The organism is Knoellia flava TL1 (assembly GCF_000768675.1).
GTDB lineage: Bacteria > Actinomycetota > Actinomycetes > Actinomycetales > Dermatophilaceae > Knoellia > Knoellia flava.
Genome location: NZ_AVPI01000001.1, coordinates 44,421 through 70,547, shown reverse-complemented (window position 1 = coordinate 70,547; position 26,127 = coordinate 44,421). Strand labels below are relative to the sequence as shown.

Genomic DNA, 26,127 nt, shown 5'->3' with positions numbered 1-26,127 from the left:
AAAGGCGACACATTCGGGGCCGAAATCGGCCCAGAAGTGTCGCTTTTTCGCAATAAGTCGGGAGCCCGGGGTCAGGACTTGGGGACCTCGATGACCGTCGAGTGGACGACCTTGTCGGCGAGGGTCTGCTTGTTGTCGTCCCACAGCATCCAGAGGTAGCTGAGGTAGACGATCTGGTTGATGAGGCCGCCGACGAGCTCGCGCAGGAACGACTGCATCGCGCCGATCGGCTGGCCGTTCTGCTCGTTGACGAGCTTGAGGCCGAGCATCTTCTTGCCGACGCTCTGGCCGGTGCGGCCCATCTTGAAGATCCGGTTCCAGATCTGGATGCCGATCATGAGCAGCACGCCGAGGCCCATGAGGATGCCGCCCGTCGCTGCCAGCCCTCCGTCCGCGGTGCCCGGCACCGAGTAGCCGGCGGCGTCCACGTCCGGTGCCGCGGTGACGAGCAGGACCGCTCCGAGGATGAAGGGGATGAGGCCGAGCAGGGTGAGCAGCGTGTCGATGATGAGCGCACCGGCTCGGCTGCCGAAGCCGGCGACCGGGCCGAAGTGCTGCTCGACGTAGGCCTTGGACCCCGGCCACGCCTGCTGGGCGCCGCCATAGGGATTGAGGCCCGGGGCCGCTTGGTAGCCCGGCGCGGCCTGGTAGGCGGGCTGCGAGGGTGCGCCGCCGGCATACGGCTGCTGCTGCGGTTGCTGCCCCGGTGCACCGGGCTCGCGGTACCACGACGGCGGCTCAGGCTGGTAGCCCCCGCTCGACGACGAGGCAGGTCGCTCCGCCGGCTCCTGCGGTCGGTTCGGGTCGTGCGGCTCGGACATGCGGGTGGTTCCCCCTGTGGGCGTGGCGATGGACGCCCCGATCCTAGTGACCGGCGCCCGGGGGCGGACTCAGTCCGCGGCGATGACCGGCATCTCGACCGTGTCGACGCCGACGACCGAGACCTCGTCGGGCTTGGTCGGCAGGATCGACCTCACGTAGTCCTCGATGGCCCGCTCGATGGGGACGTCCTGCTGCTCGCGCTCGGCCATGTACCACCGGTGCTCGAGCACCTCGTGGAAGAGCTCGGCCGGCTCGAGCTTGCCCGACAGCTCGCGCGGCACGCGGCGGGTGATCGGCTCGTAGATCCGCGTGAGCCACTCGTGCGCGACGAGCTCCTCGTCGTCGTTCTGCCGGTCGGAGGCGGCGCGGTAGTTGTCGAGGTCGTTGAGCAGGCGGCGGGCCTGGCCCTCGCCGACGTCGAGGCCGGTGAGCCGCAGGAGCCGGCGCGAGTGGTGCCCGGCGTCGACGACCTTGGGCTGGATGCTGATGCGGGTGCCGTCGATGTCGGTCGAGATCGCGAGCTCGTCGACGTCGAAGCCGACCGCGTTGAGCCGGCGGATCCGCTCCTCGACGCGCCACCGCTCGCCGGTGTCGAACTCCTCGGTCGCGGTGAGCTCGCGCCACAGCTCCTCGTAGCGCGTGACGATGCGGTTGGAGACGTCGATCGGGTCGATCGTCGGGTCGAGCAGCTCGCCGGCCTGAAGGTCCATGAGCTCACCCGCGATGTTGACGCGGGCGATGTCGAGGTCGTGCGCGCGCTGGCCGTTGGTGAGACTCGGGAAGAGCTCACCGGTCTCGGCATCGACGAGCCACGCGGCGAAGCTGCCGGCGTCGCGGCGGAAGAGCGTGTTGGACAGCGACACGTCGCCCCACCAGAAGCCGGTGAGGTGCAGCCGGACGAGCAGCACGGCGAGCGCGTCGATGAGCCGGGTCTCGGTGCCGGGGCGCAGCCCCTGCGAGAAGAGCGCGCGGTAGGGGAGGGAGAACTTGAGGTGCCGAGTGAGCAGGCAGGCGTCGAGCGGGGTGCCGTCGGCGGCGACCCGCCCGCTGACGATGCCGAACGGCTCGACCGACGGCTGGTCGAGGCGCCGCAGGTTGCGGAGCATGGCGTACTCGCGCCGGGCGATGTCCTCCTTGATCTCCTTGACGGCGAGGACGCGGCCGGACAGCTTGACGAAGCGCACGACGTGGCGGGAGATGCCGCGGGGGAGGGCGGCGAGCTGGTCCTCCGGCCACTCCTCGAGCGGCAGCGACCACGGCAGGTCGAGCAGGGCCGGGTCCGGTCGCGCAGTCGTGATCTCGAGGGCCATCGGCCACCTCCGGAAAGGAACGCGGGAACGCTGGGTACGACGGGGCGTGGAGCGGGGCGGAACGCGTCAGGGGCGCCGGGAGCACGGCATACCGGCTCCTGGCACCCCTGACGACGGGTGGGCTACCTCAGTGGCTGAGGCGCGCGCCGGACTCCGAGTTGAAGACGTGCATGTGGCTCGAGTTGGGCTGGACCCAGATCTTCTCGCCCTTCATCGGCACGCGGCGACCGTCGACGCGGGCGATGAACGGCTTGACGAGCGCGTCGTCGCCACCCTCGAGCTTGATGGCGCTGTCGGTGGGCGTGCCGTAGACGTAGGCGTCGGCGCCGAGCTCCTCGACGACGTCGACCGTGAGCTCGAGACCGTCGCCCTCGCCGCCGACCTCGACGTCCTCCGGGCGCACGCCCACGATGACGTTGCTGCCGCCGCCGGCGAGCGAGTCACGCTCGACGGGGAGGGTGTGCGAGCCGAACTTCACGCCACCGTCGGTGACGGGCACCGAGACGAGGTTCATCGCCGGCGAGCCGATGAAGCCGGCGACGAAGACGTTGGCCGGGGAGTCGTACATCTCGCGCGGCGTCGCGCACTGCTGGAGGATGCCGTCCTTGAGGACCGCGATGCGGTCACCCATCGTCATGGCCTCGGTCTGGTCGTGGGTGACGTAGACCGTGGTGACGCCGAGGCGGCGCTGCAGCGAGGCGATCTGGGTGCGCGTCTGGACGCGGAGCTTGGCGTCGAGGTTCGACAGCGGCTCGTCCATGAGGAAGACCTGGGGCGAGCGGACGATCGCGCGACCCATGGCGACGCGCTGGCGCTGGCCACCGGAGAGGGCCTTCGGCTTGCGGTCGAGGTACTGGGTGAGGTCGAGGATCTTGGCGGCCTCCTCGACGCGCTTGCGGATCTCGCCCTTGTCGACGCCGGCGATCTTGAGCGCGAAGCCCATGTTGTCGGCGACGCTCATGTGCGGGTAGAGCGCGTAGTTCTGGAAGACCATGGCCACGTCGCGGTCCTTGGGGGACAGGTTCGTGACGTCGCGGTCGCCGATCCAGATCTTGCCGCCGTTGACCTCCTCGAGGCCGGCCAGCATGCGCAGGGACGTGGACTTGCCACATCCGGACGGGCCGACGAGGACGAGGAACTCGCCGTCCTGGATGTCGATGTTGAGCCGGTCGACCGAGGGCTTGTCGTTGCCCGGGTAGATCCGGGTCGCTTCGTCGAACTTCACAGTTGCCATGGCGTCATTGCCTTCCTTCACCGGCAGGAACGTGCCGGACGATCCGTTGTAAAGGGAAAACCCGCCGACGTCGGTGTCAGCGGTGCGTTCAGCATGCCGTATGCCGTCCGCCCTGTCACGCTCGGGCCGCGCACCGGGACGCCTCGGCGGGGTGCCTTCGCGGAAGTCTGGCGCGCTCCCGCGCGGAGCACTACCGTCGGCACATGAGGATCTCCGATGTCGTGAAGCGCAAGGGAGGCACCGTCGTCACGGTGCGCTCCGACGCCAGTGTCACCGACCTCCTCGACCTGCTCGCCGAGCACCGCATCGGCGCCGTCGTCGTCAGTGACGACGACGCGACGATCGCCGGGATCGTCAGCGAGCGCGATGTCGTGCGCCACCTCCAGAAGGACGGCGCCGGCATCCTCGAGGGCCCGGTGAGCGCGATCATGACCGCCGAGGTGCAGACGTGTTCGCCCGAGGACGAGCTCGTCGCGCTCGAGCACACGATGACCGAGAACCGCTTCCGCCACGTGCCGGTCGTCGTCGACGGCCGGCTGGCGGCGATCGTGAGCATCGGTGATGTCGTCAAGCACCGGATCACCGACCTCCAGGCCGAGCGCGACCAGCTGAGCGCCTACATCCAGCAGTAGCTCACGGGCCGTCCGGGACGTGGTCCCTTCGCCACACTGGTCACACCCGCCCCATGCCCACTCGGCGGTTCGGACAGGTTCCGCTCAGGGTGACGGCATACCGTGTCTGTCATGACCGCCGAGATCCTCGACGAGCCGGAGGGGAGGGACGCCCTGCCCGAGCACTCGCTGCTGGGCTCCTATCGCCTCGTCCAGCGCCTCGGCGAGGGTGGGATGGGTGTGGTCCACCTCGCCCTCGACCGCCAGGGCAAGGCCGTCGCCATCAAGGTGCTGCGCCCACACGTCGCGCACGACCCCGCCGCGCGCGCCCGGCTCTCGCGCGAGGTCGACACGTTGAGCCGCATCCGCAGCCCCCGTGTGGCACCGGTCATCGACGCCGACATCGACGGCGAGCGCCCGTTCATCGTCACCCGCTACGTCCCGGGCCCGCCGCTCGACGAGGTCGTCGGGTCGAGCGGTCCCATGGGCGCGGACGACCTGCACCGCCTCGGGCGCGGCCTCGCCGAGGCGCTCGACGTCATCCATGAGAGCGACGTCGTCCACCGCGACCTCAAGCCGGGCAACGTCCTCATGGTCGACGGTGACCCGGTCGTCATCGACTTCGGCATCGCCCACGTCACCGACGACATCCGCCTCACGATGACGGGCCTCGTCATGGGCACGCCCGGCTACCTCTCGCCCGAGGTCGTCGAGGGCCAGCCGGTCTCGCCCGCGACCGACTGGTGGGGCTGGGCCGCCACTCTCGCGTATGCCGCGTCGGGGCACCCGCCCTTCGGGCGCGGACCGATGGACGTCGTCCTCAACCGCGTCACGACGGGCGACCCCGACCTCCGCGGAGTCGACGAGCGGATCTCGCCCCTCCTGTATGCCGCGCTCTCGCCGGACCCGCAGGACCGGCCGGACCAGCGCGATGTCGTCGCGGCACTCGAGCGCTATGCCCACGGCGGGCTCGTCACCGACGTCATCCAGGTCCGCCCTCCGGTGCCGCCGCCGGCCGCGACCCAGTCCTTCTCGGTGCCACGCACGGCCGTGATGCCGTTGTCCCGCGCCGTCACGGCGGCCCCGATCGCCGGTCTCGCGCCCGTGACGCCGATCCGCCCGGCTCCGATGCCGGCGCAGACCCTGCTGCCCGCGAGGCAGGACCCCGCCGACCTCGTCTTCGGACCGCGCCACGACCAGCTCGGACCGGGCCCCGGTGGTGACGGGACGGCATACGGGCAGGACGGCAACGCACCGTGGGCGGGCGAGCAACGGCTCGACCCGCGCATCGGCCGTGCGAGCCGCAGCGGCACCGTCGGCGCCCTGCTCGCGGTCCTCGTCGCGGCGGCGGCGACGGCACCCGTCGTCGCCGCAGCCGGCCTGCTGCTCTGGCTCGTGCTCGCGCGCACGACCGACCGCTCGGTGACCTCGCTCATCATGCGCAGGCACGACCGAGGCGTCCGGCGCAGTGACGTGCCCGTCGCCGTGCTCGCCGGCCCGTGGCACCTCCTCGTGGGGCTGCTGGCCTCGCTCTTCGGCGCGGTGATGCCCGCCCTCATCGCCGTCTCGGGCGTCTTCTGCGCGGCGCTCGTGGTCGTCGCGGTCCAGGGGACGGGTTCGCCCGAGCCCAACGCGCTCGTGCCGCTTGCTGTCGGCGGTCTCCTCGCCGGTCTCATGGCGTGGTGGGGTCCGGGTGGCGCGAGCGTGCGGCGCGGGACGCGCAGCATCGTCCGCGGCCTCACACCGGGCCCGAGCGCCAGCCGGGTCGTCGTGCTGCTCCTCCTCGTCACCGCGGCCGCGGTGGCCGCGGCCGGTGTCGTCACCGGTGAACCGTCGTGGTGGCCCACGGGCACGGCGTGGGCCGACCGGCTCACGCTCCCGTGAGCGACGAGGTCCGCCGACGTCGGCAGTGGCGGCTCCAGGGTGGCCCGCCGACCGAGCCGATGCCGCTCGTCGACCTGCTGCGGCGCACGCCCTACCGCAACGCCCGTGTCGCGAGCGAGGGCGCCGAGGAGGCCCGGGTCCGTGAGGCGCTCGAGCTCGCGGTGCGGCTCGGCGAGCTCATGCTGCGCTGCGGTGCCGGTGCGCCCCAAGTCGAGGGCTCCGTCGCCGCGGTGTGCGCCGCCGCCGGGCTCAACGACGTCGAGATCGACATCACCCTCCAGTCCCTGCTCGTGCACGCGCGGATCGACGCGGTCCACTCGGTCACCGCGCTGCGCGTCGTCCGCTCGACCCGGCACGACTACGCGCGGCTCGTCGCGGTCCACGAGCTCATCGACGCCTTCGTCAACGGTCACATCGAGATGCACGAGGCCACCGAGCAGCTGCGTGACCTCAAGCGCACCCCGCGGACCTGGCCCGACTGGTCGGTGACCCTCGCGACGGCGATGCTCGCCGCCGCGGTCGCTGTGATGATCGGCGCCTCGCTCTTCACCGGCTTCCTCACCGTGCTCGTCGTCCTCGGCGTCTCCGCCGTCGAGCGGGCGATGGGGCCGATGCGCCTGCCCGACTTCTACTCGAACGCCGTCTCGGCCTTCGTCGCCACCCTGCTCGCCTGGGTCGCCTACGCCGCAGGTGCGATGGGGTGGATACCGGTGGGGGGCAAGGACTTCGCGTTCATCGTCGCCGGCGGCATCGTCGCCCTCCTTCCCGGACGGACGATGGCCTCCGCGGTCGAGGACGTCATCTCGGGGTATGCCGTGACCGGCGCCGGCCGTCTGCTCGCCGTCATCGTGTCGCTCACCGGCCTCATCATCGGCATCGCTGTCGCGCTGGGTCTGACGATCCGGCTCACCGACGCCCTGGACGTCTCCTTCGTCTCGCCGTCGGTGCTCGACCTGCGGACCTCGCAGTCGGAGTGGTGGGCCGCCGTCCTCGGCTCGCTCATCGTCGGCTCGTGCGGTGCGATCACGATGCAGAGTCGGCGCGGGCTCCTCCTGCCCACGGCGCTCCTCTCGCTCGCCGGCACCGGCGTCTTCGCCGCCCTGACCCGCGTGGCCGAGGTGGGGTCGGTGACTGCGACCGGGATCGCCGCCGTGAGCCTCGGCCTCGTCGGCCGGCTCGTCGCGCTACGGCTCGGGGCGCCGGCGATGGTCGTCGTCGTCCCGGCGACGTTCGGGCTGTTGCCGGGTCTGACGATCTTCCGTGGTCTCTACGAGCTCGTGGGGGAGAGCGCCTCGTCCATCGGCACGCTGTCGTTCCAGGCCGGTGTCGCCACCCTGCTCGGGGCGGCCGGCGTCCTCCTCGCCATCGCGACGGGGACGACGCTCGGCGAGATCGTCGCCTCGCGGTGGGACAGCCGCGTCGGCCGGGCGCGCCGCCGCGCCCGCGTCTGAGCCGCTGTCCGCCCTCGCCGTGGGGGAGGTGGCGGACGGAGGTGGGCGCATGGCGAGGGCGGACGGCATACGGGACACGCCGTAGGCGTGCGGTTGCACCAGCGTGGTACGTGAGTTACATTTGTGTAGTTCTGTGACTTGATTGAATTATGTGACAGAAGTGACGTAATGTCCTTTGCCGTCCCCTGACGCAAAGGACCACCCGCATGCTCTTCGCACCCGAGTTCCCCGCCACGCCGACCAGGCGTCGACCCGTGCGGCGCGCGATCGTCGGCACCACGCTTCTCGCCGTCACGGCCTCCGCGGCCGTCGTCGGCCTCGCGACCGGAGCCGGCGCCACGCCGACCGTGTGGGACCGCGTCGCCGCCTGCGAGAGCGGGGGCAACTGGTCGATCAACACCGGCAACGGCTACTACGGCGGGCTGCAGTTCTCCTACTCCACGTGGAAGGCGTTCGGAGGACAGCGCTACGCGACGACCGCCAACCTCGCGACGAAGGCTCAGCAGATCCTCATCGCGCAGGAGGTCCTCAAGGTGCAGGGGCCCGGTGCCTGGCCGACCTGCGGGGCGAGGGCCGGGCTCACGGTGGCCAACGGCCTGGCCACCACGGTCTCGCGCGACACGACCCGGTCGATCTTCCCGCTGACCGTCGACGGCCAGAAGGGCCCGAAGACGCGCATGGGTGTCGAGAAGTGGGTCGGGGGGAGCGTGGACGCCTCGTGGTCGCGCTCCGACATCAAGAAGCTGCAGACCAAGGTCGGCTCCTACCCCGACGGCAGCATCGGTCCGAAGACCACGAAGGCGCTGCAGGCCAAGGTCGGTGCCACGCAGGACGGCTCGTGGGGACCGAAGACGACGGCCGCCCTCCAGCGCTACCTCAACCGCCTCTTCGGCTGAGCGAGGGAGCATCCGCCGCTGCGCGCCTCCGCGCCGGTGAGCCCTGAAACGAGTCAGGCGCCGGTGAGACGGCCCGCTTCGGCGACGTAGTCGGCCTCCGCCTGCTCGGTCGACGTGCCGGCCAGCGCAGCCCACGCGTCGTACTTCGCCCGGCCCACCGGGTTGGTGAAGCCGGGGCGCTTGCCGTCGACGTCGCCGACCGTGGCCTGCTTGTAGAGCGCGTAGAGGCGCAGCTTGGTGTCGCTGCCGGGGTCCTCGTCGAGGGCGTCCACGGCCTTGACGGCCTTGTCGAACTCGGTGCCTGCCATGGGTCCGAGGCTACTGCCCGGTGGCCGGCGAGCAGAGCCTCGCTCCTTCTGGAAAAATGAACGGGAACCGGAGGGAGTGAGGTGTGCAGAGGGCGACCATGACGTCCGTGAGCGATTCCGAGATCCAGCGCTACGGCGTGCTCAGTGAACCCGCCGGTCGTGACCTGCAGGCCCTCGTCGAGCTCGCCGCTGACTTCTTCGGCGTCGAGACCGCGGCCATCAACCTCATCACGAGCGACGAGCAGCACCAGGTCGCGACAGCCGGGTTCGAGCCGTCGATCTGCTCGCGCGAGGACTCGATGTGCGCGGCCGTCGTCGACCATCCGGGCGCCGTCGTCGTGTCCGATGCGAGCCGCGACGACCGCTTCGCCGACAACCCCTTCGTCACCGGTGAGATCGGGTCGGTCCGGTTCTATGCGTCCGCGCCCCTCGTCACCCCCGGTGGCATCACGCTCGGCCGGCTCTGTGTCTTCGACGAGCAGCCGCGCGAGTCCACGCCGGAGCAGCAGCGGGCCCTCGTCGTCCTCGCCCAGCGCGTCATGGACGTCATCGAGCTGCGCCTGCGCAACCGCGAGGTCGCGCACTCCGTCGACGAGCTCACCCGAACCCGCGACGAGCTGCGCCGCTCCAACGAGGCGCTCGTGCACTTCGCCGGCCAGGTGAGCCACGACCTGCGCAACCCCCTCATGGTCATCAGCGCCAACGCCGAGATGCTCTCGATGGAGCCGGCGGTCGCCGACAACCCCGACCTCGCGGAGATGGTCGGCGAGATCAGCGACGCCGGCCTGCGGATGAACCGTCTCATCCGCAGCGTCCTCAGCCACGCACGCGGCAACGGCGCCGCCGCGTTCGACCCCGTGCCGCTCGGTCGCGTCTTCGGCCAGGCCGTCGCGGACCTCCGCACGGTCGTCGGCAGCTCTGGCGCGAACGTGACCGTCGGCGACCTTCCGTCCGTCTCGGGGGACCCGGACCTCCTGTATGCCGTCGCGCTCAACCTCGTGGGCAACGCCCTGAAGTTCACCCGGCCGGGGACGAGCCCGACCGTCGAGGTGAGCGCGATCCGGCACGACGGCTGGTGGCGTGTGCTCGTGCGCGACGAGGGGATCGGCATCCCCGACGAGCACAGGGAGGACGTCTTCCGCCCCTACGTCCGGCTCGCCGGCGAGGAGTCCGAGGACGAGGTCGACGGGCACGGCGTGGGGCTGGCGACGGTGAGCCGGATCGTCGAGGCACACGGTGGGCGCGTCGGCGTCGACAGCACGCAGGACGTCGGGACGACCGTGTGGTTCGAGCTGCCCGAGCGTCCTGAGGACCTCACGCGGCCGGAGTCGACCGCACGCTGAGCGTGTCGGTGCGTTCCGCATCGGGGCGGAACTGGGGAACTCGCGGGTAACTCGTGTGGAGAAGCCGTGGAAGGGCGCTCCCTAACGTTCTTGGTATCCCCTCCGGTCAGCCGGAACACCACAAGCCAGGAGCAGAAACGCCATGAGCATCGCCGCCAAGAAGGTCCTCGTCCCCCTCACCGTCCTCCTCGCCGCCGGCGCCCTCGCCGTCGGGTCGGGTGCGACCTTCAGCTCCGAGACGAGCAACACGATCAGCACCGTCACCTCGGGCACGCTGCTCCACACAAACTCCAAGAACGGTGCGCAGATCTTCAACCTCACCAACCTCAAGCCGGGTGACACCCTCACCGGCGCCGTGAAGATCACGAACACGGGCTCCCTCCCGGCGACGTTCTCCCTGACGGAGACCTCGTCCACGAACGCCTTCACCGGCAGCAACCTCAAGCTCGCCATCAAGGACGTCACCAACGGGAAGACGATCTTCGACGGCACCTTCGGTGGCCTCGTCGACGGGACCAAGACCGACCTCGGCCAGATCGGGGCCGGCGCTGCTGTCGACTACTCCTTCACGGTCACGCTGGCTCAGGAGACCACCAACGACGACCAGAACAAGACCGCCACCGCGACCTACACCTGGAACTCGGTCCAGCTCGCGGGCGAGACGTTCGCACAGTGACCCCGTGACGGGGGCGCCACCACCACCGGCGCCCCCGGTCACCGTCCTTTCCACCCGCACCTCCCCGCAGTCCCTGGCGCCGGCCTCCCTGAGCCGGCGCCGGCCCATCCCGACCGCACCGAGCAGGAGCCCTCCCATGAAGCATCTCGCCTCCTCGCTGTCGCGTCTCGCGCGAACCCTGACGAATGTGGCCCTGGTGGCACTCACGCTCGCGTGCACGGCATACCTGCTTCCGTCCCTCTTCGGCTACGAGCGCTACGTCATCACGGGCGGCTCGATGACCGGGTCGATCTCGAAGGGGTCGATCGCCTTCGAGAAGCCGGTCGCGGTCGAGGACCTCGCGGTCGGTGACGTCATCACCTACCTGCCGCCGCCGGACAGCGGGGTCGCCAACCTCGTCACCCACCGCATCGTCGAGATGGGCACCGACGCCACGGGCGCGACCCGGCTGCGCACCCAGGGCGACGCGAACGACAACGTCGACCCGTGGACCTTCTCGCTCGTCGCGGACGAGCAGCCGGTCGTGCAGTTCTCGGTGCCGCGAGCCGGCTACGTCTTCATCGCCCTCGCCGACCGGGAGACCCGGATGCTCGTCATCGGCGTGCCGGCCGCCATCATCGCGCTGCTCGCCCTCGTCGAGCTCGTGAAGAACATCGGGTCGTCCGTGACGGCGCGACGGAGGGGTCGCCCGGTCGCGACGACCTGACCTCGTCGTGACCTCGTCACCTCTCCGGCCCAGCGGTCGCGGAACCACCCGTATGCCGTCCACCACGCACCGGGCGTCCCCCGCGTAGCAAACCGGGGAACCGCAGGGGACGTTCTGTGGACTCCCCGTCGAGCGCCTCTCCGTAACGTCGTTCCCAGCACGCAGCACGCGTGCTCCCCACCCGTCCCGAACCGTCCGAGCCGCCCAAGCACCCGAAGGAGGAGCCGTGTTCGACCGCCGTGCAGCCTCGCTCCTCGTGGTGGCGCTCGCGGTCGTGCTCGGTCTCGCGGCTCCCGGCTTCTCCTCGGCGACATTCACGTCGGCGAGCTCGAGCCAGGTGACGATCACGGCGGCGTCCGACTGGACGCCGCCGTCCGTCGCGATGGCGAGCATCGCCACCCCTGCCAAAGACACCGTGACCCTCACGGCCAACGCCACCGACGGTGAGAGCGGCGTCAAGGACGTCGTCATCGAGGCGCAGCCCGCCGCCGGTGGCTCGTGGGTCACGGTCTGCACCGCCACGGCCGCCCCCTGGTCGTGCTCGTGGAACACCAAGCTCGTCGCCGACGGCCCCTACGACGTCCGTGCCCGCGCGACCGACCGCGCCGGCTACGCGACGACGTCGGAGCCGGTCCGGGTCACCGTCGCCAACACGACGATGGTCGTGCTGGGCGACCCGGGCGACCTCGTCCGCGCCACCGTGCCGCTGTCGGCGACGGTCTACAACCCGGGCGCCCTCACGTGGAGCGTCAGGATCGAGTACGCGCCGGCCGGCACGACCCAGTGGAAGACCCTCTGCTCCGGCCTCTCGGCGCCCTACTCCTGCTCGTGGGCCACGACGACCTACGCCAACGCCGACTACGACCTGCGCGCCGTGGCGACCTCGGGCGGCTCGACGCTCATCTCGACCGTGCTGCCGGACATCTCCGTCGACAACCTCGCCCCTGTCGTCACCATGACCGACCCCGGCACCCCGCTGCAGGGCGTGCGCACCTTCGCCGCGACGGCGACCGACGCCCACTCGGGTGTCGCGCAGGTCGTCCTCCAGTACGCGCTCACCGGCAGCTCGACGTGGAAGGTCCTCTGCACGGCGACGGTCGACCCCTGGTCGTGCCGCTTCGACACGACGACGATCCCCGACGGCAGCTACGGCTTCCGGGCCGTCGCGACCGACAACGCCGGCAACACGACGACGTCCGCCGTGGTCACGAGCCGCCAGGTCGACAACACCGTCTCCTCGGTCTCGATGGAGGACCCGGGCGCGTTCCTCACGGGCACGGTCAGCCTCACCGCCAGCGCAACGTCGACGTCGGGCGTCTCCTCGGTCCGCATCCAGTACGCGCCGAGTGGCTCGTCGTCCTGGACCGACGTGTGCACCGACACGAGCTCGCCCTTCACCTGCTCCTGGGACACGACGAAGGTCGCCGACGGCACCTACTCCTTCCGCGCGGTCCTCGTCGACGGCGCGGGCGGCACGACGACCTCCGCGACGATCACGGGTGCGAAGGTCGACAACACCCCGCTGCGTGGAGCCGACGTCCAGTCGACGAACGGCGGTGCGTATGCCGGCCGGCTCGAGAACGGTGACTCGCTCACCTTCACGTGGACGGACCAGATCAACCTCGCCTCGGTGACGAGCGGCTGGAACGGCGCGGCCCAGGCGGTCACCGTCCGGGTGCGCGACGGCAACCTCGTCGGCACCGGCAACCGGGGTGACACCCTCGACGTCCAGCGCAGCGGCTCGACCGTCAACCTCGGCTCGGTCAACCTCAAGGAGGAGTTCGTCAAGACGAACAAGACCGTGACCTTCAACGCGACGATGACCGCGGGCACCGTGACGGTCGGCGGCGTGCAGCGGACGACGGTCACCCTGCGCCTGGGCACGGTCGCCTCGGGGCAGACCGCCAGCCTGCGGACGACCACCGTCGCCGGCGCCATGGTCTGGTCGCCCTCGGGAGCCGTCACCGACGCCACGGGCCGGACCTGTTCCACGGCACCGGTCACCGAGACCGGCACGCTCGACCGGGACCTCTGATGCGAGCTCGACCGGCCGCCGCGCTCCTCCGCGTCGCGGTCGCGGTCGGCCTCCTCGGGGTCGTCCTCGTCGACGTGGCCCGCACGGCGACGAGCTCGATCGCGGTCATCGCCGGGATCGGCTGTGCGGCGGTCGTCCTCGCCGTCGTCGGCCTCGTGAGGGGAGGCGGCTTCGAAGCCCGCCTGGTGGCCGCCGTCGTCTCGGCGGTCAGCCTCGTCCTCGCCGTCGTCGGGATGGTGTTCGGCGCACCGGGGTCGGGCGCGGGAGGGGTGACGGTGAGGGAGCTGCTCGTCGTCGTCCTCAGCGTTGCCACGCTCGTCCTGCTGCGGCTGGCCGCGCCCACGAGATCCGTGCGGGACGCCTCGTCCGGCACCTATGCTCGGTGACCATGCCCCACGTGCTGGTCGTCGAGGACGACGACAAGATCGCAGCCCCGCTCGTGCGCACCCTCGAGCGCGAGGGCTACACCGTGGAGCGCGTCGCCGAGGGGATGCCCGCGATCGACAGGGTCCGCGAGCAGGACGTGGACCTCGTCCTCCTCGACCTCGGCCTGCCCGACATGGACGGTCTCGACGTCTGTCGGCAGGTCCGTGACAACGGCTACCGGGGCGGCATCATCATCCTCACCGCCCGCGACGGCGAGCTCGACCTCGTCGTCGGCCTCGACGTCGGTGCCGACGACTACCTCGCGAAGCCGTTCGGCCTCTCGGTCCTCCTGGCCCGGGTCCGCGCCCTCTTCAGGCGCCACGGCATCGACGCCGGGCCGGCTGCTGCCCCGGCCACTCCCGCCCCGGCGCCGACGACGGGTGTGCGGGTCGACGTCGACGCGCGCCGGGTCTGGGTCGCCGACACCGAGCTGCCGGTGACGTCGAAGGAGTTCGACGTCATGGCGCTGCTCGACTCCAAACGCGGCGCCGTCATCAGCCGCGAGCAGCTCATCAACGACATCTGGGACGAGAACTGGTTCGGGTCGACCAAGACCCTCGACGCGACGATCGGTCGCCTGCGCCAGAAGCTCGAGGAGGTCGACGCTCCCGCGCGCATCACGACGGTGCGCGGTGTGGGCTTCCGCCTCGAGGACGTCCCGGATGCGTGAGCGTCTCGTCGCCGTCCTCGTGGGCCTCACGGTCGCCGTCATCGCGCTCTACGGCATCCCACGCGCCTACTTCGTCGGTGACCTCGTCCGCGACAGCGAGGTGCGCAGTGTCGAGCGGTCCGCCGACCTCATCTCGCAGCTGCTCGCCGAACGCCAGAACTCCACCGCCCCGGGTGCCGTGACCGAGGGTTCGCTCGAGCCGCTCATCGGTCCGGACGAGGCGGTCGAGTACGTCTCGCCCAGCGGTGCGACGACGGTGGCCGGCGACAGCGGAAGCACCGGTCCCAGCGACCTGTCCGCCACCCGCCCACTCGCGGGTGGCGGTCGGCTCACCGTGTGGCGGTCGGGCGCCGTCGTCGAGGACCGGATCTCCGACGCCGTCCTGCCCCTCGTCCTGCTCGGCGTCGGCCTCCTCGTTGCGGCCGCCGTCGTGGGCGCCTGGCTTGCGCGGCGCCTGTCGCGGCCGTTCACCGAGCTGGCGACCGTCGCCGAGGAGATCGGCCGCGGTCGGTTCGACGTCGAGGTACCGCACTACTCCGTGCCCGAGGCCGAGGCGATCGGCGACGCCCTGCGCCGTGGTGGGGCGCAGCTCGACATGCTCCTCCAGCGCGAGCGAGACCTCGCCGTCAACGCCTCCCACGAGCTGCGCACGCCCATCGCGGCGCTGCGCCTCGAGCTCGAGGACCTCTCGATGTGGCCCGAGACCCCGCCCGCGGTGGCTGACGAGCTCCGCCGCTACATCCCCGAGCTCAAGCGGCTCAGCGCCGCGGTGACGCAGTACCTCGACACAGCGCGCGAGCAGCGCCGGTCCGACGTCGGTCTCGACGGCTGAGGGCCGATGCGCCGCCGGGTGGTCGCCGGGCTCGCTGTCCTTCTCGTCGTCGTGGCGGCCACCGTCTGGTGGCGCGTCGTCAGGGCCCCGGAACGGCCCGGCGTGCCCGCCGATGCCCTCTCGCCGGCAGGCACCTCCCTCCCCGACGGTCTCGTGGTGCCCGTCGGCAGCCGTCTCGTCGGGCAGCCCGCCGCAACCGTGACGGCGGAAGGGGTTCCCGGCTGGCGGGCGGTCCTGCTCGTGGACGACGATCCGCTGCGCGCGTGGCGGAGCTTGGTCGGAACCCTCGACGACACCCTCGGTCTGTCCCTCGACACCAGCTCGGTCCCCGGCTGCACGCGCGAGGACGGCCTCACCTGCGCCCTCGACGTGGCCGGGTCCTCCAGCAGCGGACGGACCTCCCTCGTGGGGGCGAGGATCGAGCGGGTCGAGGGTGACGTGACGGGGCGGTGGACGATCGTCCTCACCGGCGAGGACGGGGGCACGACCCCGCCCGGAGACCTCCCCTCGTGGCCCGGCGGGGACGTCCCGGAGGCACCTGGGGCTCGACCCCGGCCCGGGACGGGGGAGCCGTTGGCGACCGAGACCCTGGCGGACCGCAAGGACTGTGGCCGCTACGTCCTGCTCGCGGGCAGCGAGCTGCTCGTCCAGTACTCCCGGGGCTCCCAGACCGGCGGGTTCGGCGTGCTGCTGCGGGTCTCGTCGGAGGCGGACGTGGCGGAGGTCGCGGCGGCCTACGCAGAGCAGGCGCGCCAGCACGACGGACCCGTCGAGACGACGACCAGGAGGACCTCCACCGCCACGGTGACGAGGCTCGTCCCGCCCGGCGGAGCCGGTGGCCATCAGGCCACCATTCTCGCGGTCGACGTCGCGTCGGGCGACGACCTCATCTATTACGACCTGCTCAACGACTGAGCGTCAGTCACCCTTCGGTGGGTACGGTCGGGGGATGGGACGTGAGACCGAGGGCGACGACGACGACAAGGTGGGCAGCCGGGCCGAGCTCCTGCCGGAGGAGCAGGCGGTCGGCAGCGACGACCCCGACGCACAGGCGAGGGCGATCCTCGCCGAGTCGGAGGAGCGCACCGAGCACCCCGAGGAGACACGCCGCGAGTCCACCCAGACCCCTGACCCGGACCCGGCGGGCGACGGGTCGCACTCGGGCTGAGAGCTGGCAAGGGGACTGGAACCCCTGACCACTTGGTTAGGAGACAAGCGAGGTTCAGGCCGTTAGCCTTTCCGAACCGCGAGAGGAGAGCAACTCCTACGCGCCCGATTGTGAGAGATGGCGGCACGTGAACCTGTGGCAAGGGCGGAAGCGCGTAACAGATCGGGCGCGAGTGCGAAACATCGTCGATCTGTCCGGGCGACTGGCAGACCTAGACCTAAAGGAAGCAGAGGCTCGACGGAAACTCGGCACGCTGGAGGCGGTGGCTTCGGAGAACGCCCAGCCTCAGGGCACGACTGTTTTGCGCAAGTGGCTGGCTGACGATCAGCAAGCGGTCAAGGATCAACGACGGCTGATCGAGGCTATCCAAGAGGAGCGCGAGGACCTGTGGCGTGTGTTGGGCCAGCTGGCTGCCAGCGTCGTCCCTGCCCTACAAGTGCGCGCAGCACTTGCGACAGCACGAGCAACCTGGGCCCTCGTCGTTTTCACCGCAGCGCTCATCGGTGCCACTATCGTGGCCGCCCTTATAGCGCGGAATTGATGGCGCGTACCGCTCGTGGGCCGTGGCCATTCAGCCCTCGGCCGCACGCTTGGGTTTGATCTGAACGTCGATGTCATCGGGTACGTCCAAAGCGGCTACTTTCAGCCCGATGAACTGAACTAAGGTCGCCAAGCACGGAAGAATGCTGGCGAGGGCCCATACGGTGAGAAGTCCCGTGATGCCTCCGATGGTGGCAAGGACCGCTGGGATCGTCGTCGGGGTCAGGGCCGACAGAACCAACATGCCGATCATTGCGGCCACACCGAGCACGGCCGTGAACAGGAACGGGGCGAGGTAGGAGACCGGATCACGACTGATGGCGCGCAACTTGCGTAAGAACGCCTGGTCGAAGAACGCCGCCTGTATCGATACACCCGCGATGACTGCCCCGACAACGATGCCCATGACCTGCGAGGCGACTCCGAGGGTGTTCAGGAGTGCCGAAGGCGCCACCAGCGCCGCCGCAACGGCACCCGCGCCACCGGCAACGCCCACCCATAGGTCGAACTGCAGGATCTCGCTCAACTTGAGGTCGATGGCACGCCATAGGTGCCGTGTCACTGATGCCATCGCCAGTCGCCCTTCCCTCGTTGCTTCTCCACGCTAGGTGCGAGGGCTGACACTCCACCTTAGTGGTCGGGGCCCTCGTCGTCAGCGGCCGAAAGCCGTGATTGTCCCAGCCCACGAACCTTGTCAACGTACTCGCGCAGTGCCCTCAACACAGTTTCGATGCCTTGCTCAAGGTTCGTTCCGAAGTCGTCCACGTAGGTGTAGTCGGCAGAGTTCCGACTGTTGAAAACCTGCTTGGACTGCCCGCGGAGGCTTCGGGCCTTGAGGATGATGTCAAGATTCCCGCGCCCGGTGCCCTCGATTTTCTCGCGGAAGTCATCGACTTCTGTGTTCAAGGTTTGCCCACGAGGCGCGGCGAACTCCTCAGTCTTGCGGTTTGCTGCGAGCGCGCGCATCTCGGCCTCGTCGTCACTAAGGTCTTTGCCGGGGTTGCTGAACTTGATGGTGCGCCTCATCCAGAACACTCGCGGGTGGTCATGGAGCCAGGCCTCGATTCGGCCCTCCGATGTCACCAAGTCCACTTCCCAATCGACGGGGAGGAGTCCGGCCTCGACAACGGCTTCGTTAAGGACCCTCTGGAACCCGCTGACGAACTGTCTCGGTTGCATACGGCCGGTAGGGGCAAAGGCCACCCAGCGCTCGCTCTCGCGGAGGTCAATGGCGAAGGGAACCACGGTCTGTTCCGAGCCGGTGTCGTCGGATCGGGTTGCGCCCTTGATCCAACTCCAGGCGTCGGGGTCGAACTCAACCTGAGTCAACTGCTCTGCGTAGCCCAGCGTGCCCATCATGAAGTCTCCGGAAGGGATGATCGTCATGTCGGCGGCGAACCACTGCCGCTGTGGATGCGTGGATGTCTTCCGCTGGACGTGGGTCATCTTGCGACTTTCCGCGAGTCGTGCCAAGTCCTCCGCAAAAGGTCGAACCTGAAGAGCGCCCTGTTCGGGTTGGCGGCGATTGATCCTCGCAAACACGACTCGGCGATCTTTGGTGGCCACGGCTTGAACTCCCCCTTCAGCGCTGAATGCGTCGCATCATGCCTTGGGCCGACCCGGTCCGACGGTCGGCGCGCCGACTCATGTCGATCGTTTCGACGTACCGGCCTTGAAACGGCCCTGCAAACGCCTCGATTGATTCGAATTCTCGAGCCCGAAACATACCCCGACCTGCGCATTCGTGTGAGAGCTGGCGAGGGGACTTGAACCCCTAACCACCTGTTTACAAGACTTGCGGCCTGCTGAACCATAAAACCGTCGGTGATCTGCATAGACGTCGGTGGCCTTTCGGTGCGATCCCTGGCTCGTGCGATACACATGCGATTAGCCATGACCATCCCTGTCCACTGCTGTGCCTGACTCCACGTTCCCCGACCTGCGTCCGGAGGCGCCCCAACCGCGCGAGTGCGTCGCAGGCCACCTGACGTTTGACAACGCTCGCACATGCCGAAAGTCGGGCCTTCGAATCAAAGGCATGATGCCGCGATACAAGCCGCGGACTACTCCGGTCGGAGTCAGACTCGTATGAGTTCCGCGTGCCACGAAGTCAGACGGATCCTACAATTTGGGCAGTTGTGTTGTCGGTCCGAAGTAGCGTTAGCACCGTGCCATATGAGGCGACAGGCGCAGGCTCGATGGAGTGGCGCGGGTCGCTGCCTCCAGTAGCTCCCTGCAGGCGCCCGGGGTGCGGCGGGTCGGTCTATTGGAAAGGCGTCGACGCGTTCGCTCGGGGATCCGAGCGCGAGACGCAGGACCTTTTCTGTACCGCGGAGTGTGAGGAAGAGTTCTGGGCTACTCGCGAGGGGCGCCGCGAGGAGATCCAGCGGCTGCTGCGGCAGCGCCAAGAGTCCACTGATTTGCGCGGGGCTGCGGATGGCTGGGATGAACAGTTCAATCTGGTGTGGTGGCATCAGGCTCGGTACATGGGCGTGCGCAGGTTCGCGACCAGCCCTCAGGAGGCTGCATGGCACGAGCACTATTACGCGCTGGGTTAGATGATCAGCCGCGCCGCGGAATGGGAGGCCTCCCTTAGCGGAGCGTTCGCCATCCTCATGCATGAGCCACCGGCGAAACGCAGGAAGACTCCCCCGGCGGACCTCATCAAACTCTTCAAGAATAACGCCTATCGATGGCCACATCTTGAGGCACGAATCCTCAAGATGTGCGCCGCCGCAGGCGGTGAGGACGGAGCCATCGAGTGGCGCAACTGGATGGTGCACGCCACGGCTACGCCAGCGTGGTCCGGCGAGCGAGCCTTCCTACACAAGGCGGAAAAGAAGCAGGAAGGAACGGCGCAGCGCATCATCACCGTCGATCAGACCCAGCGCCTTGCGGCCATGTTTCGATGGTTAACGGACATCCTGGCGAGAATCCTGAGCGACATGCATCCCGACGGGCGCCCCGTGGTTTGCGCCGACCCTCTAGGCCCGCCGCCTCCATCGGCCCGAAATTAACCCACGACGACGTCGCCAATCGGTTAGTAGCGCAGCGCTACCGTGACAGCGTTATGGCGATGAGCGGTGAACACAGCGCGGAGACACTCCTAACGCTGGCCGAGCTGCGACCCAGCGCCGTGAAACTACTGACCCGTACGGACGGCGGCAAGCCGGATGGGGAGCCTCTAACTGAGTTCACCAGCCAAGTTCTGTCGCTTGGGACGCCGGGACTCGTGGCGGCCGGCGTGCTTAACGCGTCTGCATGTGCATTGCTCGCAGAGGAGATGGGGCGGCAGGGACGGACCGTCGTAGCCGTCCTGTCGCGCGTAGTTCCGTGGCGCCACGAAGGAGGCGTTGCTATCAACGCGATCCTGAGCGCGTACGTAGCTCACAATCCGCGTCAGGCGCTGACCTGGATCGAACGCGAGGTGACCGAAGGCCGCGCCGAGGGCTTGGCCAGAGGGTTCGGCGAGCGGCTGATCTTCTGTGTCGAGTCAGCGGGTCTGCTGGGGGGCCGCTCAAGCGACGAAGTGGTTGCCGCCTACCTCGAAGCCTTCTTCGATGGTCTGGGCGCCTAGCGGATGCATCGGGGTGCTGCCGCGGCGGTAGTCCGCAAACTCTCAGGAGCCAGGGCGACGGAGACGGTCCCGTCTATTGGCCTCGTCGGTTCTTCGCGAGGACGTGCGTGCTCATGTGCGCTGGGGTTCACGACCAATTGGTCGTGAACCCCAGCGAGTGGTGGCGGTGGGATCTGAACCACGACAGGGCGTTCGCGACAGGTCTGGCGACATCGGCCCTGCACACGAGGCTGCCGGGTGAAGGTCGCGAACCCAGAGCCACCGGCGCGAATGAGACTACGAATGAGACCGCGCGGTCATCAACGGAACCATCAGATCCCTGACTTCGACGAACTCCACCGCTGATTGCGAGAACTCAGTCGTACTTGATACCGCAGACCGGACACTTGCGGTAGGCGTTCTTGTTCACGATCTCGGTGCCACAGCCGCGGCATACGTAGGCTGACAGCGGCCCGAAGTGCGGCCACAGGCGGAAGAGGTTGTGGATGACGGTGCTGTGCATGGTGGGTCCTTGGGGGTTGGGGTGAGCGAGCCAATCGGTCCGTTCAGTGAGGGGTACCGGCGGTTCAACTGCCGATGTGTCAGGTAGACGCGGTGTGTCTAAGGGATGCCGTTGTGCGCGCTGCCATCACCATCAGCTGAGTCCCCGGTCGGCTGGGTGGCTTCGCGGTCGTCGGGCCGAGGCAGGGACAGTCCTCGGGCCAGCAGTCGTACGCGATCGCAGGCGGCGAGGGTCGAGGACCCAACCCGGCTGGAGCAACCGCACGTGGACGGCACGAAAGTGCCGACGCTTCAACAGCTCCAATTCGGCACGGCGGCAATTTTGGGGCTGCCTCCCATGCCGATAAAGTCATCGCGGCAGTTCGCTGTGGGAAATCCGAACGCTGCCTCCCAGGCGCTGCCGGTCCACTTGGCCATCAGCCAGGACTGTGGCAGATAGCCCGTCTGAAAAATGGCCCAAGCTCCGTCGCATGCCACGACAGTTGGCCGCGCATCGCCACGTTCAGCACTCTCATCACCCAGGTCCTGCGCGACTGTTTCGACGTTACACCGCCCAGTCTCCGGTGGAGTCTCCCCGCTCGAGACACCGTCGACCGGTTCACCGCCGGTTCCCACCCCTGTATTCGTTGCACCGGAGGCTTTCGTGGGGGACGGGGAGGCTGATTGTCCAAGCGTCGCATCCGACCGGGTACCACACGAGCTTATAAGGACCGCGCACAGAAGCGCTCCAATAGTTGTCGTCCATGCTTGGCTCGCCGTCATGGCCTGTTCCCAACTGTCGGGGGACGTTCTCTCGATGCGGCACAGGGGAAACGCGACTGGATCACGGGAAGGCCTCCACTACCTCATTGACTGCGCCGACCTTCGGGACAACTCTCAGGAGGAGGGGTTTTGACTTCCGAAGCGGCGAAGTGACGAGAGTGCAGTAGCGGCTCGCACCTGTCGCCTTACCAGTTCCGACCCGTGCACGGAGGTCTTTGGGAAGGTCCGCGAATTCTTCACACGTGCCGACCTCCACGCCGATGTTGTCGGTCAAGAAGCCCCGAATGGCGTTCGTGACGCGGGGATCGGCTGCGGCCTCCAGCCCGGTCGGATAGCGAAGCTCCTCGAAGAGGGTGGTGGTGGCCGCCAAGTCGAATCGCGCGTCCACTTGGTCAACCGTAAAGGCGCCCGAGTCGGTGTCGAGGTCTAGAATAGCCTCCAGGGGCAGTCTCGGGTTTGCGTTCGAGTCCGAGGGCAGCCCTGCTCTCAGGCTCACTTTCACCCGCCCCCCCTGAATAGTGACATCGGTGACACTGGGCCGCAGCCCCCCTTCGGGGGACAGGCGCATCAGTTCTTTGTCGCTTGACTCGATCATCGCCAGAATCTGCGGGTCTCCCGCGTCGTTGAGAGTCCACGCGATTATCCAAGGCGCCCAACTGGCACCGCCGGCCGAGCACCCCACTGTTCCAATAGCCTCCGGAGTACCGTCACCGTTGAGATCACCTCTCGTCACATCCTGCAACCAGACGTTGCCGCCGTTCGGAGGTGGGCTCGCCATCTGCCCTAGAACCATCGCTTGTGCCGGGTGCCCACACATTTCCGGTATCGGTGCTCCGGCCATGAGCACGTCACGCGTCACCCCACCCGCCTCGTCGGAATTGACGGGCCGTGTCGAGCGGTCATCGGTCGGGCGGGTGCTTCCGCTTTGGGCAGCTGTGGCGGACGAACCTGCCCCCCTGGGCTCACCGGCGTTCGCGCATGAGTCTGGGCGGTCCAGTCCAGAGGCTGAGGCGGTTTTCCACTCCTCTGCGGAGAAGGGTCGGGAGGCTATGGAGCATAATTGCTTACGCCACGTCAGCATCCCCGCATCGATGACTCTGGTGGTATTTGTCTTGGCCACTTCCCCGGAATAGACCATCGTCGCCACGACAAGTGATCTTCCGTCCGGAGCCCAAGAGAGACCCATGGGGTGCTGACCGTCCGGCACAGCCCACTTCGGACCGACCGGTTCCAGGGTGCGGGCGTCGAGCAATTGGACTTTCCTGGCAACCGTCTCCGCGATGGCGAGGTGGGTGCCCGCGGGGTCATAGGCCAGGTCGCGGACGACCGACTTGAGGTCTCGTCGATCAAGAACCACGGTGGCCCCTCCCTTGTCGGGCTTCGTTTTGACGCGGAGCAGGGTTGTGAAGTTGTCAATGAGAGCCAACTCGGATCCATCACGGTTGAGTGCGAGGTTCGTGAGAGATACATCCGAGAGATTCAAGGTATGCGTCACCTTGTGTGTCGCAACGTCCACCACCATTATCGTCTTTGGTGCGGTCTTGACCGCAACGGTCTTGCCGTCGGCAGACGTCACCATAATTACCGAGCCGGATTCGCTGAAGGTGTTGTAGCGGGGTACGGCTACTGTGCCGAGTTCCTCGAGGGTCGTCACGTCCCAGAAGCCCAGCCGACCAAACGCAGAATTCAGGGCGACAATCTCCTTGCCAGCCGCGACGAAATAGACATTCTGGACGATGTCGGGCACGTCGTCCGCGGTCGACTCACCGTATCCGAAACTAACCTCACGAGGTGCCCCGAATCCGCTGATGGGCCACACCCAGAAGGCGCCATGACCATCTGCGCGACGACCTGATCCGACAACCCAATCCTGGGTCGCTTCCCCGTAATTCACGTAGGGGTAATGGCCTCCCCGCTGGGGAAGAGAGTAGGTGATTGCGTAGGGGTCCACCACGCCGCTTTCAGGCGAAGGAGGGAGGGGATTGCGAGCGGTCAGGGAGCTCGAAGCGTTCGCGCTGTATGGGGGAGCGCCCAGCACGTGCCCGGAAGGAGTGAATGAGGCAAAGACTAACCCTGGTATGGGGCGTGGGCCGAACCGCGAATCCGTGGGGTCGACGATGGTCATCGTCCCGTTTTCCTGAGCAACAAAGACCTGAGGTCCTCCGGGCGATTCATGGGTGGCGATGGCGGTGATTGGAGAATCCGGGAAGGCCATGCGGGTTGGGGCCGGTCGCGGTTGGTCGTCGGTCGGCTCCGTGACGTAAGAGAGGCCGTCGACGGAGGCGATTGCATGATTGGAACTGTCAGAGTTGGCGATATCCAAAACCCTCTGAGACCAGCCAGCGTAGGGAAATTCCTTCTGTTTCCCTTCCTTTACGTCGACCCATTGCACTCCGCGATCTGTGCCGATGAGCAGGGTCTCGCCGGCCCCCGTGGCTAATGCGGTGGGCGCGGCGGGAACTAGGGAGCCGGTCATAATCACTTCGAGAGTAACTTTCGGTGCACCGGCGCCGACATAGTCGTGCACCACATCCAATGAAAGGATTTGCCTTGCTGTTGTCGCGAGGAAAACATCATTGTTGCCGAAGCCGGGGGTCGCGGCTCGCACCGAGATTCCCCTACGAGCCGGGTCTCGCTCGAGGCGTGGGTCGTCTCCGAAGTCGAATTTGATGGGGGCGTCCAAAGAGCCGTCGTGGTAGACGCCCTCGAATGCGGCATTTAGGACAAGAACCCCTTCCCCCGACTGGAAGATCCCACCCATAAGAATGCTATTTGTCAGACCGGTCTCAATGGTCTCAACCTCGACGGGTCGGTAACCGGTCGCCGTCAGATAGCGATGCAGGGTCCTCTCCACGAGGATGACCGCCCCGGAGTAGCCGTAAGGACCGATGGCCCCAGCACCAGACTTGACGAGGGTGCCCAAGCTGGTCCGAGTCCTGAGGTCCCAAGCAGTCACCCGGCCACGAACGTCGAGCACGAGGAGGGTGTCACCGATGACCTGAAGGTCCCGGACTACAGGATCGCCAAGGTCGATGACACCTGCAATGCTCTGATTCGCTTCGAGAACCTCCGCCATCACCTCCTGAGTGCGGAGGGACGGGTCGAAGTCATCCGCAGCCAGAGCTGACAAAGCTGCGATACGCGGGTCGGTGTTCAGGGTGGAGCGTGCGTATTGCATAAGCGTGGTGGCGGTGTCACGTTTTGCCGCGGCGAGCTGCGTGGCTCGGACCCACGCCCCCGCACCGGCCACAGTGCCAAGGGCCACCACCACCGCCAGAAGCGCTGCGACGAAACCCCGGTTGAGGGTTCGAGTCGCAGAAACAGCGGCACCCAGCGTGTCGAGCACGCGGACCTCGACGCCGTGGGCAACGCCCATCTGACCGGTCTCGGGCGCCGCCGTAATGACCTTCAGGGGCCTAGTGAGCTGCGCCACCGCCTTGATTTTGCTGTCGTAGTGCTTGACTGTGGTGAGTCGGTCTTCGTCGAGACCTGCAGTGATGCACCACGAGCGGTCCAGACGCTGAGGACGAACCCGCCAAGCGACGTGGGCCAACGTCGCCTGCCGCGTCGTGAGCTCCCGGAGCAGGAGACCAACTGCAGCTGCGAGCGAATCCCCCCGGATTGCGCGCAGGGGAGCCCCGCCCTCGTCTCGCACCGACCAGGTTAGGCACGTGCCAGCAACAGGGTGCTCGGAAGCAGCGAACGCTCGGTCGAAGCCCTGCCGTGCATCGGCTTCGACCGTCGAGAAAGTCATGACGCGAGGGTCGGGATGGAGCCCCGGTGGACCGCCCGGCCACAGGGACACGGATAGCGTCCCAACGAGACCTCTGTTCTCTGCCTCATCGTGACCGCCTTCGCGGTAGAGGAGCACGGGCATGGACACGCTGAGTTGGCCACGGCCAGCGGCACTGTCCTCGGTGGCAAGGACCCTGAGTAGGAGGGCCCCGAAGGCGCCAGCCGGGTGTTGAGACATGTCTGCTGCCCACCGAGCCCCGGCTTCCACAGCCTGCGGTAATTGAACGCCATGGCGGGCCCCCTGCTTGGGTTCATTTCGCTCGGCGTTCTGCGCGGAGACGAGACCGTGAGCCGCAAACAGATCGAGTAGATCGGGAAGATGTCTTGACCCGATTACGTCACTCCCCCTACGAAGATCCACGATCACTTGGTCGAGCCCGCCCGCGACTGCTCGCGCGACCAATGGCCAGCGCATGCTGTCCTGCCCGATCCGGTTGCGGTGGGTGTCGCGCGCGAGCGCCGTCTTCACTTCGTCGGTGAGGAAGTTGCCGGTTCCAGCGAGACCTGCACGCGCATACCCCAGCCACGCCACTTCGGACCCGAGGAGTCTTCTCTCTAACGGGGAGGTTGGCAGGTGCTC

The 26,127-nt window shown here is 68.1% G+C and carries 24 protein-coding genes; 16 read left to right on the top strand and 8 right to left on the bottom strand.

The annotated features are described in order from the left end of the window. Positions 1-71: 71 nt before the first annotated feature. From N798_RS17105 to N798_RS00345, 3 genes are all read right to left on the bottom strand, one after another. Positions 72-821 (bottom strand): RDD family protein, encoded by a 750-nt coding sequence (locus tag N798_RS17105; protein WP_052116759.1) that lies wholly within the window; start codon positions 819-821, stop codon positions 72-74. Positions 822-890: 69 nt separating this feature from the next. After that, positions 891-2,132 carry a DUF4032 domain-containing protein gene (locus N798_RS00350; protein ID WP_035945310.1) on the bottom strand — a complete coding sequence of 414 codons (1,242 nt, stop codon included), beginning with the start codon at positions 2,130-2,132 and terminating at the stop codon, positions 891-893. Between the two features lie 127 nt (positions 2,133-2,259). Next, a complete protein-coding gene (locus N798_RS00345; RefSeq protein WP_035945307.1) occupies positions 2,260-3,366 on the bottom strand; it encodes an ABC transporter ATP-binding protein in 1,107 nt (368 codons plus the stop codon). A 203-nt stretch (positions 3,367-3,569) separates the two neighbouring features. Here N798_RS00345 and N798_RS00340 point away from each other — a divergent pair, with 203 nt between their 5' ends. The 4 genes from N798_RS00340 to N798_RS00325 all read left to right on the top strand — a co-directional run bounded on the left by N798_RS00340 (position 3,570) and on the right by N798_RS00325 (position 8,208). After that, entirely contained in the window at positions 3,570-3,998 is a 429-nt protein-coding gene (locus N798_RS00340; protein ID WP_035945305.1) for a CBS domain-containing protein, read from the top strand. 111 nt (positions 3,999-4,109) lie between these two features. Further along, positions 4,110-5,861: a serine/threonine-protein kinase gene (locus N798_RS00335; RefSeq protein ID WP_052116758.1), complete on the top strand. Its 1,752-nt coding sequence runs from the start codon at positions 4,110-4,112 to the stop codon at positions 5,859-5,861. Beyond that, positions 5,858-7,312 (top strand): threonine/serine exporter family protein, encoded by a 1,455-nt coding sequence (locus N798_RS00330; protein ID WP_156971552.1) that lies wholly within the window; start codon positions 5,858-5,860, stop codon positions 7,310-7,312. Before N798_RS00335 ends, N798_RS00330 begins: the two co-directional genes overlap by 4 nt. Before the next feature lie 206 nt (positions 7,313-7,518). After that, a complete protein-coding gene (locus N798_RS00325; RefSeq protein WP_035945304.1) occupies positions 7,519-8,208 on the top strand; it encodes a transglycosylase family protein in 690 nt (229 codons plus the stop codon). A 53-nt stretch (positions 8,209-8,261) separates the two neighbouring features. Here the strand turns inward: N798_RS00325 and N798_RS00320 are convergent, their stop codons facing one another. Beyond that, positions 8,262-8,516, bottom strand: a complete 255-nt coding sequence (locus tag N798_RS00320) for an acyl-CoA-binding protein (protein WP_035945302.1) — start codon at positions 8,514-8,516, stop codon at positions 8,262-8,264. A gap of 107 nt (positions 8,517-8,623) precedes the next feature. Here N798_RS00320 and N798_RS00315 point away from each other — a divergent pair, with 107 nt between their 5' ends. The 10 genes from N798_RS00315 to N798_RS17980 all read left to right on the top strand — a co-directional run bounded on the left by N798_RS00315 (position 8,624) and on the right by N798_RS17980 (position 16,913). Further along, positions 8,624-9,859 carry a sensor histidine kinase gene (locus N798_RS00315; protein WP_188450421.1) on the top strand — a complete coding sequence of 412 codons (1,236 nt, stop codon included), beginning with the start codon at positions 8,624-8,626 and terminating at the stop codon, positions 9,857-9,859. 142 nt (positions 9,860-10,001) lie between these two features. Continuing rightward, complete coding sequence (locus tag N798_RS00310) at positions 10,002-10,535, top strand: TasA family protein (RefSeq protein WP_035945299.1); 534 nt, start codon at positions 10,002-10,004, stop codon at positions 10,533-10,535. Positions 10,536-10,671: 136 nt separating this feature from the next. Further along, complete coding sequence (locus N798_RS00305; RefSeq protein WP_084099901.1) at positions 10,672-11,241, top strand: signal peptidase I; 570 nt, start codon at positions 10,672-10,674, stop codon at positions 11,239-11,241. 226 nt (positions 11,242-11,467) lie between these two features. Continuing rightward, entirely contained in the window at positions 11,468-13,276 is a 1,809-nt protein-coding gene (locus N798_RS00300; RefSeq protein WP_035945297.1) for an Ig-like domain-containing protein, read from the top strand. Next, on the top strand, positions 13,276-13,662 hold the full coding sequence (locus N798_RS00295; protein WP_035945294.1) for a hypothetical protein: 387 nt from the start codon (positions 13,276-13,278) through the stop codon (positions 13,660-13,662). The genes N798_RS00300 and N798_RS00295 overlap by 1 nt, the downstream gene beginning before the upstream one ends. A gap of 2 nt (positions 13,663-13,664) precedes the next feature. After that, positions 13,665-14,372: a response regulator transcription factor gene (locus N798_RS00290; protein ID WP_035945697.1), complete on the top strand. Its 708-nt coding sequence runs from the start codon at positions 13,665-13,667 to the stop codon at positions 14,370-14,372. Continuing rightward, positions 14,365-15,204, top strand: coding sequence for a histidine kinase dimerization/phospho-acceptor domain-containing protein (locus tag N798_RS00285; protein ID WP_035945293.1), 840 nt, complete (start codon positions 14,365-14,367; stop codon positions 15,202-15,204). The genes N798_RS00290 and N798_RS00285 overlap by 8 nt, the downstream gene beginning before the upstream one ends. Positions 15,205-15,210: 6 nt before the next feature. Continuing rightward, on the top strand, positions 15,211-16,119 hold the full coding sequence (locus tag N798_RS00280) for a hypothetical protein (protein ID WP_156971551.1): 909 nt from the start codon (positions 15,211-15,213) through the stop codon (positions 16,117-16,119). Positions 16,120-16,153: 34 nt separating this feature from the next. Then, a complete protein-coding gene (locus tag N798_RS00275; RefSeq protein WP_035945289.1) occupies positions 16,154-16,372 on the top strand; it encodes a hypothetical protein in 219 nt (72 codons plus the stop codon). A gap of 127 nt (positions 16,373-16,499) precedes the next feature. Then, complete coding sequence (locus N798_RS17980) at positions 16,500-16,913, top strand: hypothetical protein (protein ID WP_156971550.1); 414 nt, start codon at positions 16,500-16,502, stop codon at positions 16,911-16,913. 30 nt (positions 16,914-16,943) lie between these two features. On the opposite strand, the gene N798_RS00270 is transcribed toward N798_RS17980, so the two are convergent. Together N798_RS00270 and N798_RS00265 are read right to left on the bottom strand one after the other, a co-directional pair. Further along, positions 16,944-17,438 (bottom strand): hypothetical protein, encoded by a 495-nt coding sequence (locus tag N798_RS00270; protein WP_156971549.1) that lies wholly within the window; start codon positions 17,436-17,438, stop codon positions 16,944-16,946. A 104-nt stretch (positions 17,439-17,542) separates the two neighbouring features. Next, positions 17,543-18,358: a hypothetical protein gene (locus N798_RS00265; RefSeq protein ID WP_035945286.1), complete on the bottom strand. Its 816-nt coding sequence runs from the start codon at positions 18,356-18,358 to the stop codon at positions 17,543-17,545. Positions 18,359-19,470: 1,112 nt separating this feature from the next. Here N798_RS00265 and N798_RS00255 point away from each other — a divergent pair. Both N798_RS00255 and N798_RS00250 read left to right on the top strand, forming a co-directional pair. Continuing rightward, positions 19,471-19,929: a hypothetical protein gene (locus tag N798_RS00255; RefSeq protein WP_035945283.1), complete on the top strand. Its 459-nt coding sequence runs from the start codon at positions 19,471-19,473 to the stop codon at positions 19,927-19,929. A 59-nt stretch (positions 19,930-19,988) separates the two neighbouring features. Next, positions 19,989-20,489, top strand: coding sequence for a hypothetical protein (locus N798_RS00250; RefSeq protein WP_156971548.1), 501 nt, complete (start codon positions 19,989-19,991; stop codon positions 20,487-20,489). Between the two features lie 355 nt (positions 20,490-20,844). Here N798_RS00250 and N798_RS17975 read toward each other — a convergent pair whose 3' ends face one another. Together N798_RS17975 and N798_RS17970 are read right to left on the bottom strand one after the other, a co-directional pair. Next, positions 20,845-20,991 (bottom strand): hypothetical protein, encoded by a 147-nt coding sequence (locus N798_RS17975; protein WP_156971547.1) that lies wholly within the window; start codon positions 20,989-20,991, stop codon positions 20,845-20,847. An 822-nt stretch (positions 20,992-21,813) separates the two neighbouring features. Further along, positions 21,814-25,506, bottom strand: coding sequence for a WD40 repeat domain-containing protein (locus N798_RS17970; RefSeq protein WP_156971546.1), 3,693 nt, complete (start codon positions 25,504-25,506; stop codon positions 21,814-21,816). Between the last annotated feature and the right edge of the window lie 621 nt (positions 25,507-26,127).

Coding starts and splice junctions, on each gene's coding strand:
- N798_RS17105 (WP_052116759.1), bottom strand. CDS start 821: ATGTCCGAGCCGCACGACCCGAACCGACCGCAGGAGCCGGCGGAGCGA.
- N798_RS00350 (WP_035945310.1), bottom strand. CDS start 2,132: ATGGCCCTCGAGATCACGACTGCGCGACCGGACCCGGCCCTGCTCGAC.
- N798_RS00345 (WP_035945307.1), bottom strand. CDS start 3,366: ATGGCAACTGTGAAGTTCGACGAAGCGACCCGGATCTACCCGGGCAAC.
- N798_RS00340 (WP_035945305.1), top strand. CDS start 3,570: ATGAGGATCTCCGATGTCGTGAAGCGCAAGGGAGGCACCGTCGTCACG.
- N798_RS00335 (WP_052116758.1), top strand. CDS start 4,110: ATGACCGCCGAGATCCTCGACGAGCCGGAGGGGAGGGACGCCCTGCCC.
- N798_RS00325 (WP_035945304.1), top strand. CDS start 7,519: ATGCTCTTCGCACCCGAGTTCCCCGCCACGCCGACCAGGCGTCGACCC.
- N798_RS00320 (WP_035945302.1), bottom strand. CDS start 8,516: ATGGCAGGCACCGAGTTCGACAAGGCCGTCAAGGCCGTGGACGCCCTC.
- N798_RS00310 (WP_035945299.1), top strand. CDS start 10,002: ATGAGCATCGCCGCCAAGAAGGTCCTCGTCCCCCTCACCGTCCTCCTC.
- N798_RS00305 (WP_084099901.1), top strand. CDS start 10,672: ATGAAGCATCTCGCCTCCTCGCTGTCGCGTCTCGCGCGAACCCTGACG.
- N798_RS00295 (WP_035945294.1), top strand. CDS start 13,276: ATGCGAGCTCGACCGGCCGCCGCGCTCCTCCGCGTCGCGGTCGCGGTC.
- N798_RS00290 (WP_035945697.1), top strand. CDS start 13,665: ATGCCCCACGTGCTGGTCGTCGAGGACGACGACAAGATCGCAGCCCCG.
- N798_RS00285 (WP_035945293.1), top strand. CDS start 14,365: ATGCGTGAGCGTCTCGTCGCCGTCCTCGTGGGCCTCACGGTCGCCGTC.
- N798_RS00280 (WP_156971551.1), top strand. CDS start 15,211: ATGCGCCGCCGGGTGGTCGCCGGGCTCGCTGTCCTTCTCGTCGTCGTG.
- N798_RS00275 (WP_035945289.1), top strand. CDS start 16,154: ATGGGACGTGAGACCGAGGGCGACGACGACGACAAGGTGGGCAGCCGG.
- N798_RS00265 (WP_035945286.1), bottom strand. CDS start 18,358: ATGACCCACGTCCAGCGGAAGACATCCACGCATCCACAGCGGCAGTGG.
- N798_RS00255 (WP_035945283.1), top strand. CDS start 19,471: ATGATCAGCCGCGCCGCGGAATGGGAGGCCTCCCTTAGCGGAGCGTTC.
- N798_RS00250 (WP_156971548.1), top strand. CDS start 19,989: ATGAGCGGTGAACACAGCGCGGAGACACTCCTAACGCTGGCCGAGCTG.
- N798_RS17975 (WP_156971547.1), bottom strand. CDS start 20,991: ATGCACAGCACCGTCATCCACAACCTCTTCCGCCTGTGGCCGCACTTC.
- N798_RS17970 (WP_156971546.1), bottom strand. CDS start 25,506: ATGACTTTCTCGACGGTCGAAGCCGATGCACGGCAGGGCTTCGACCGA.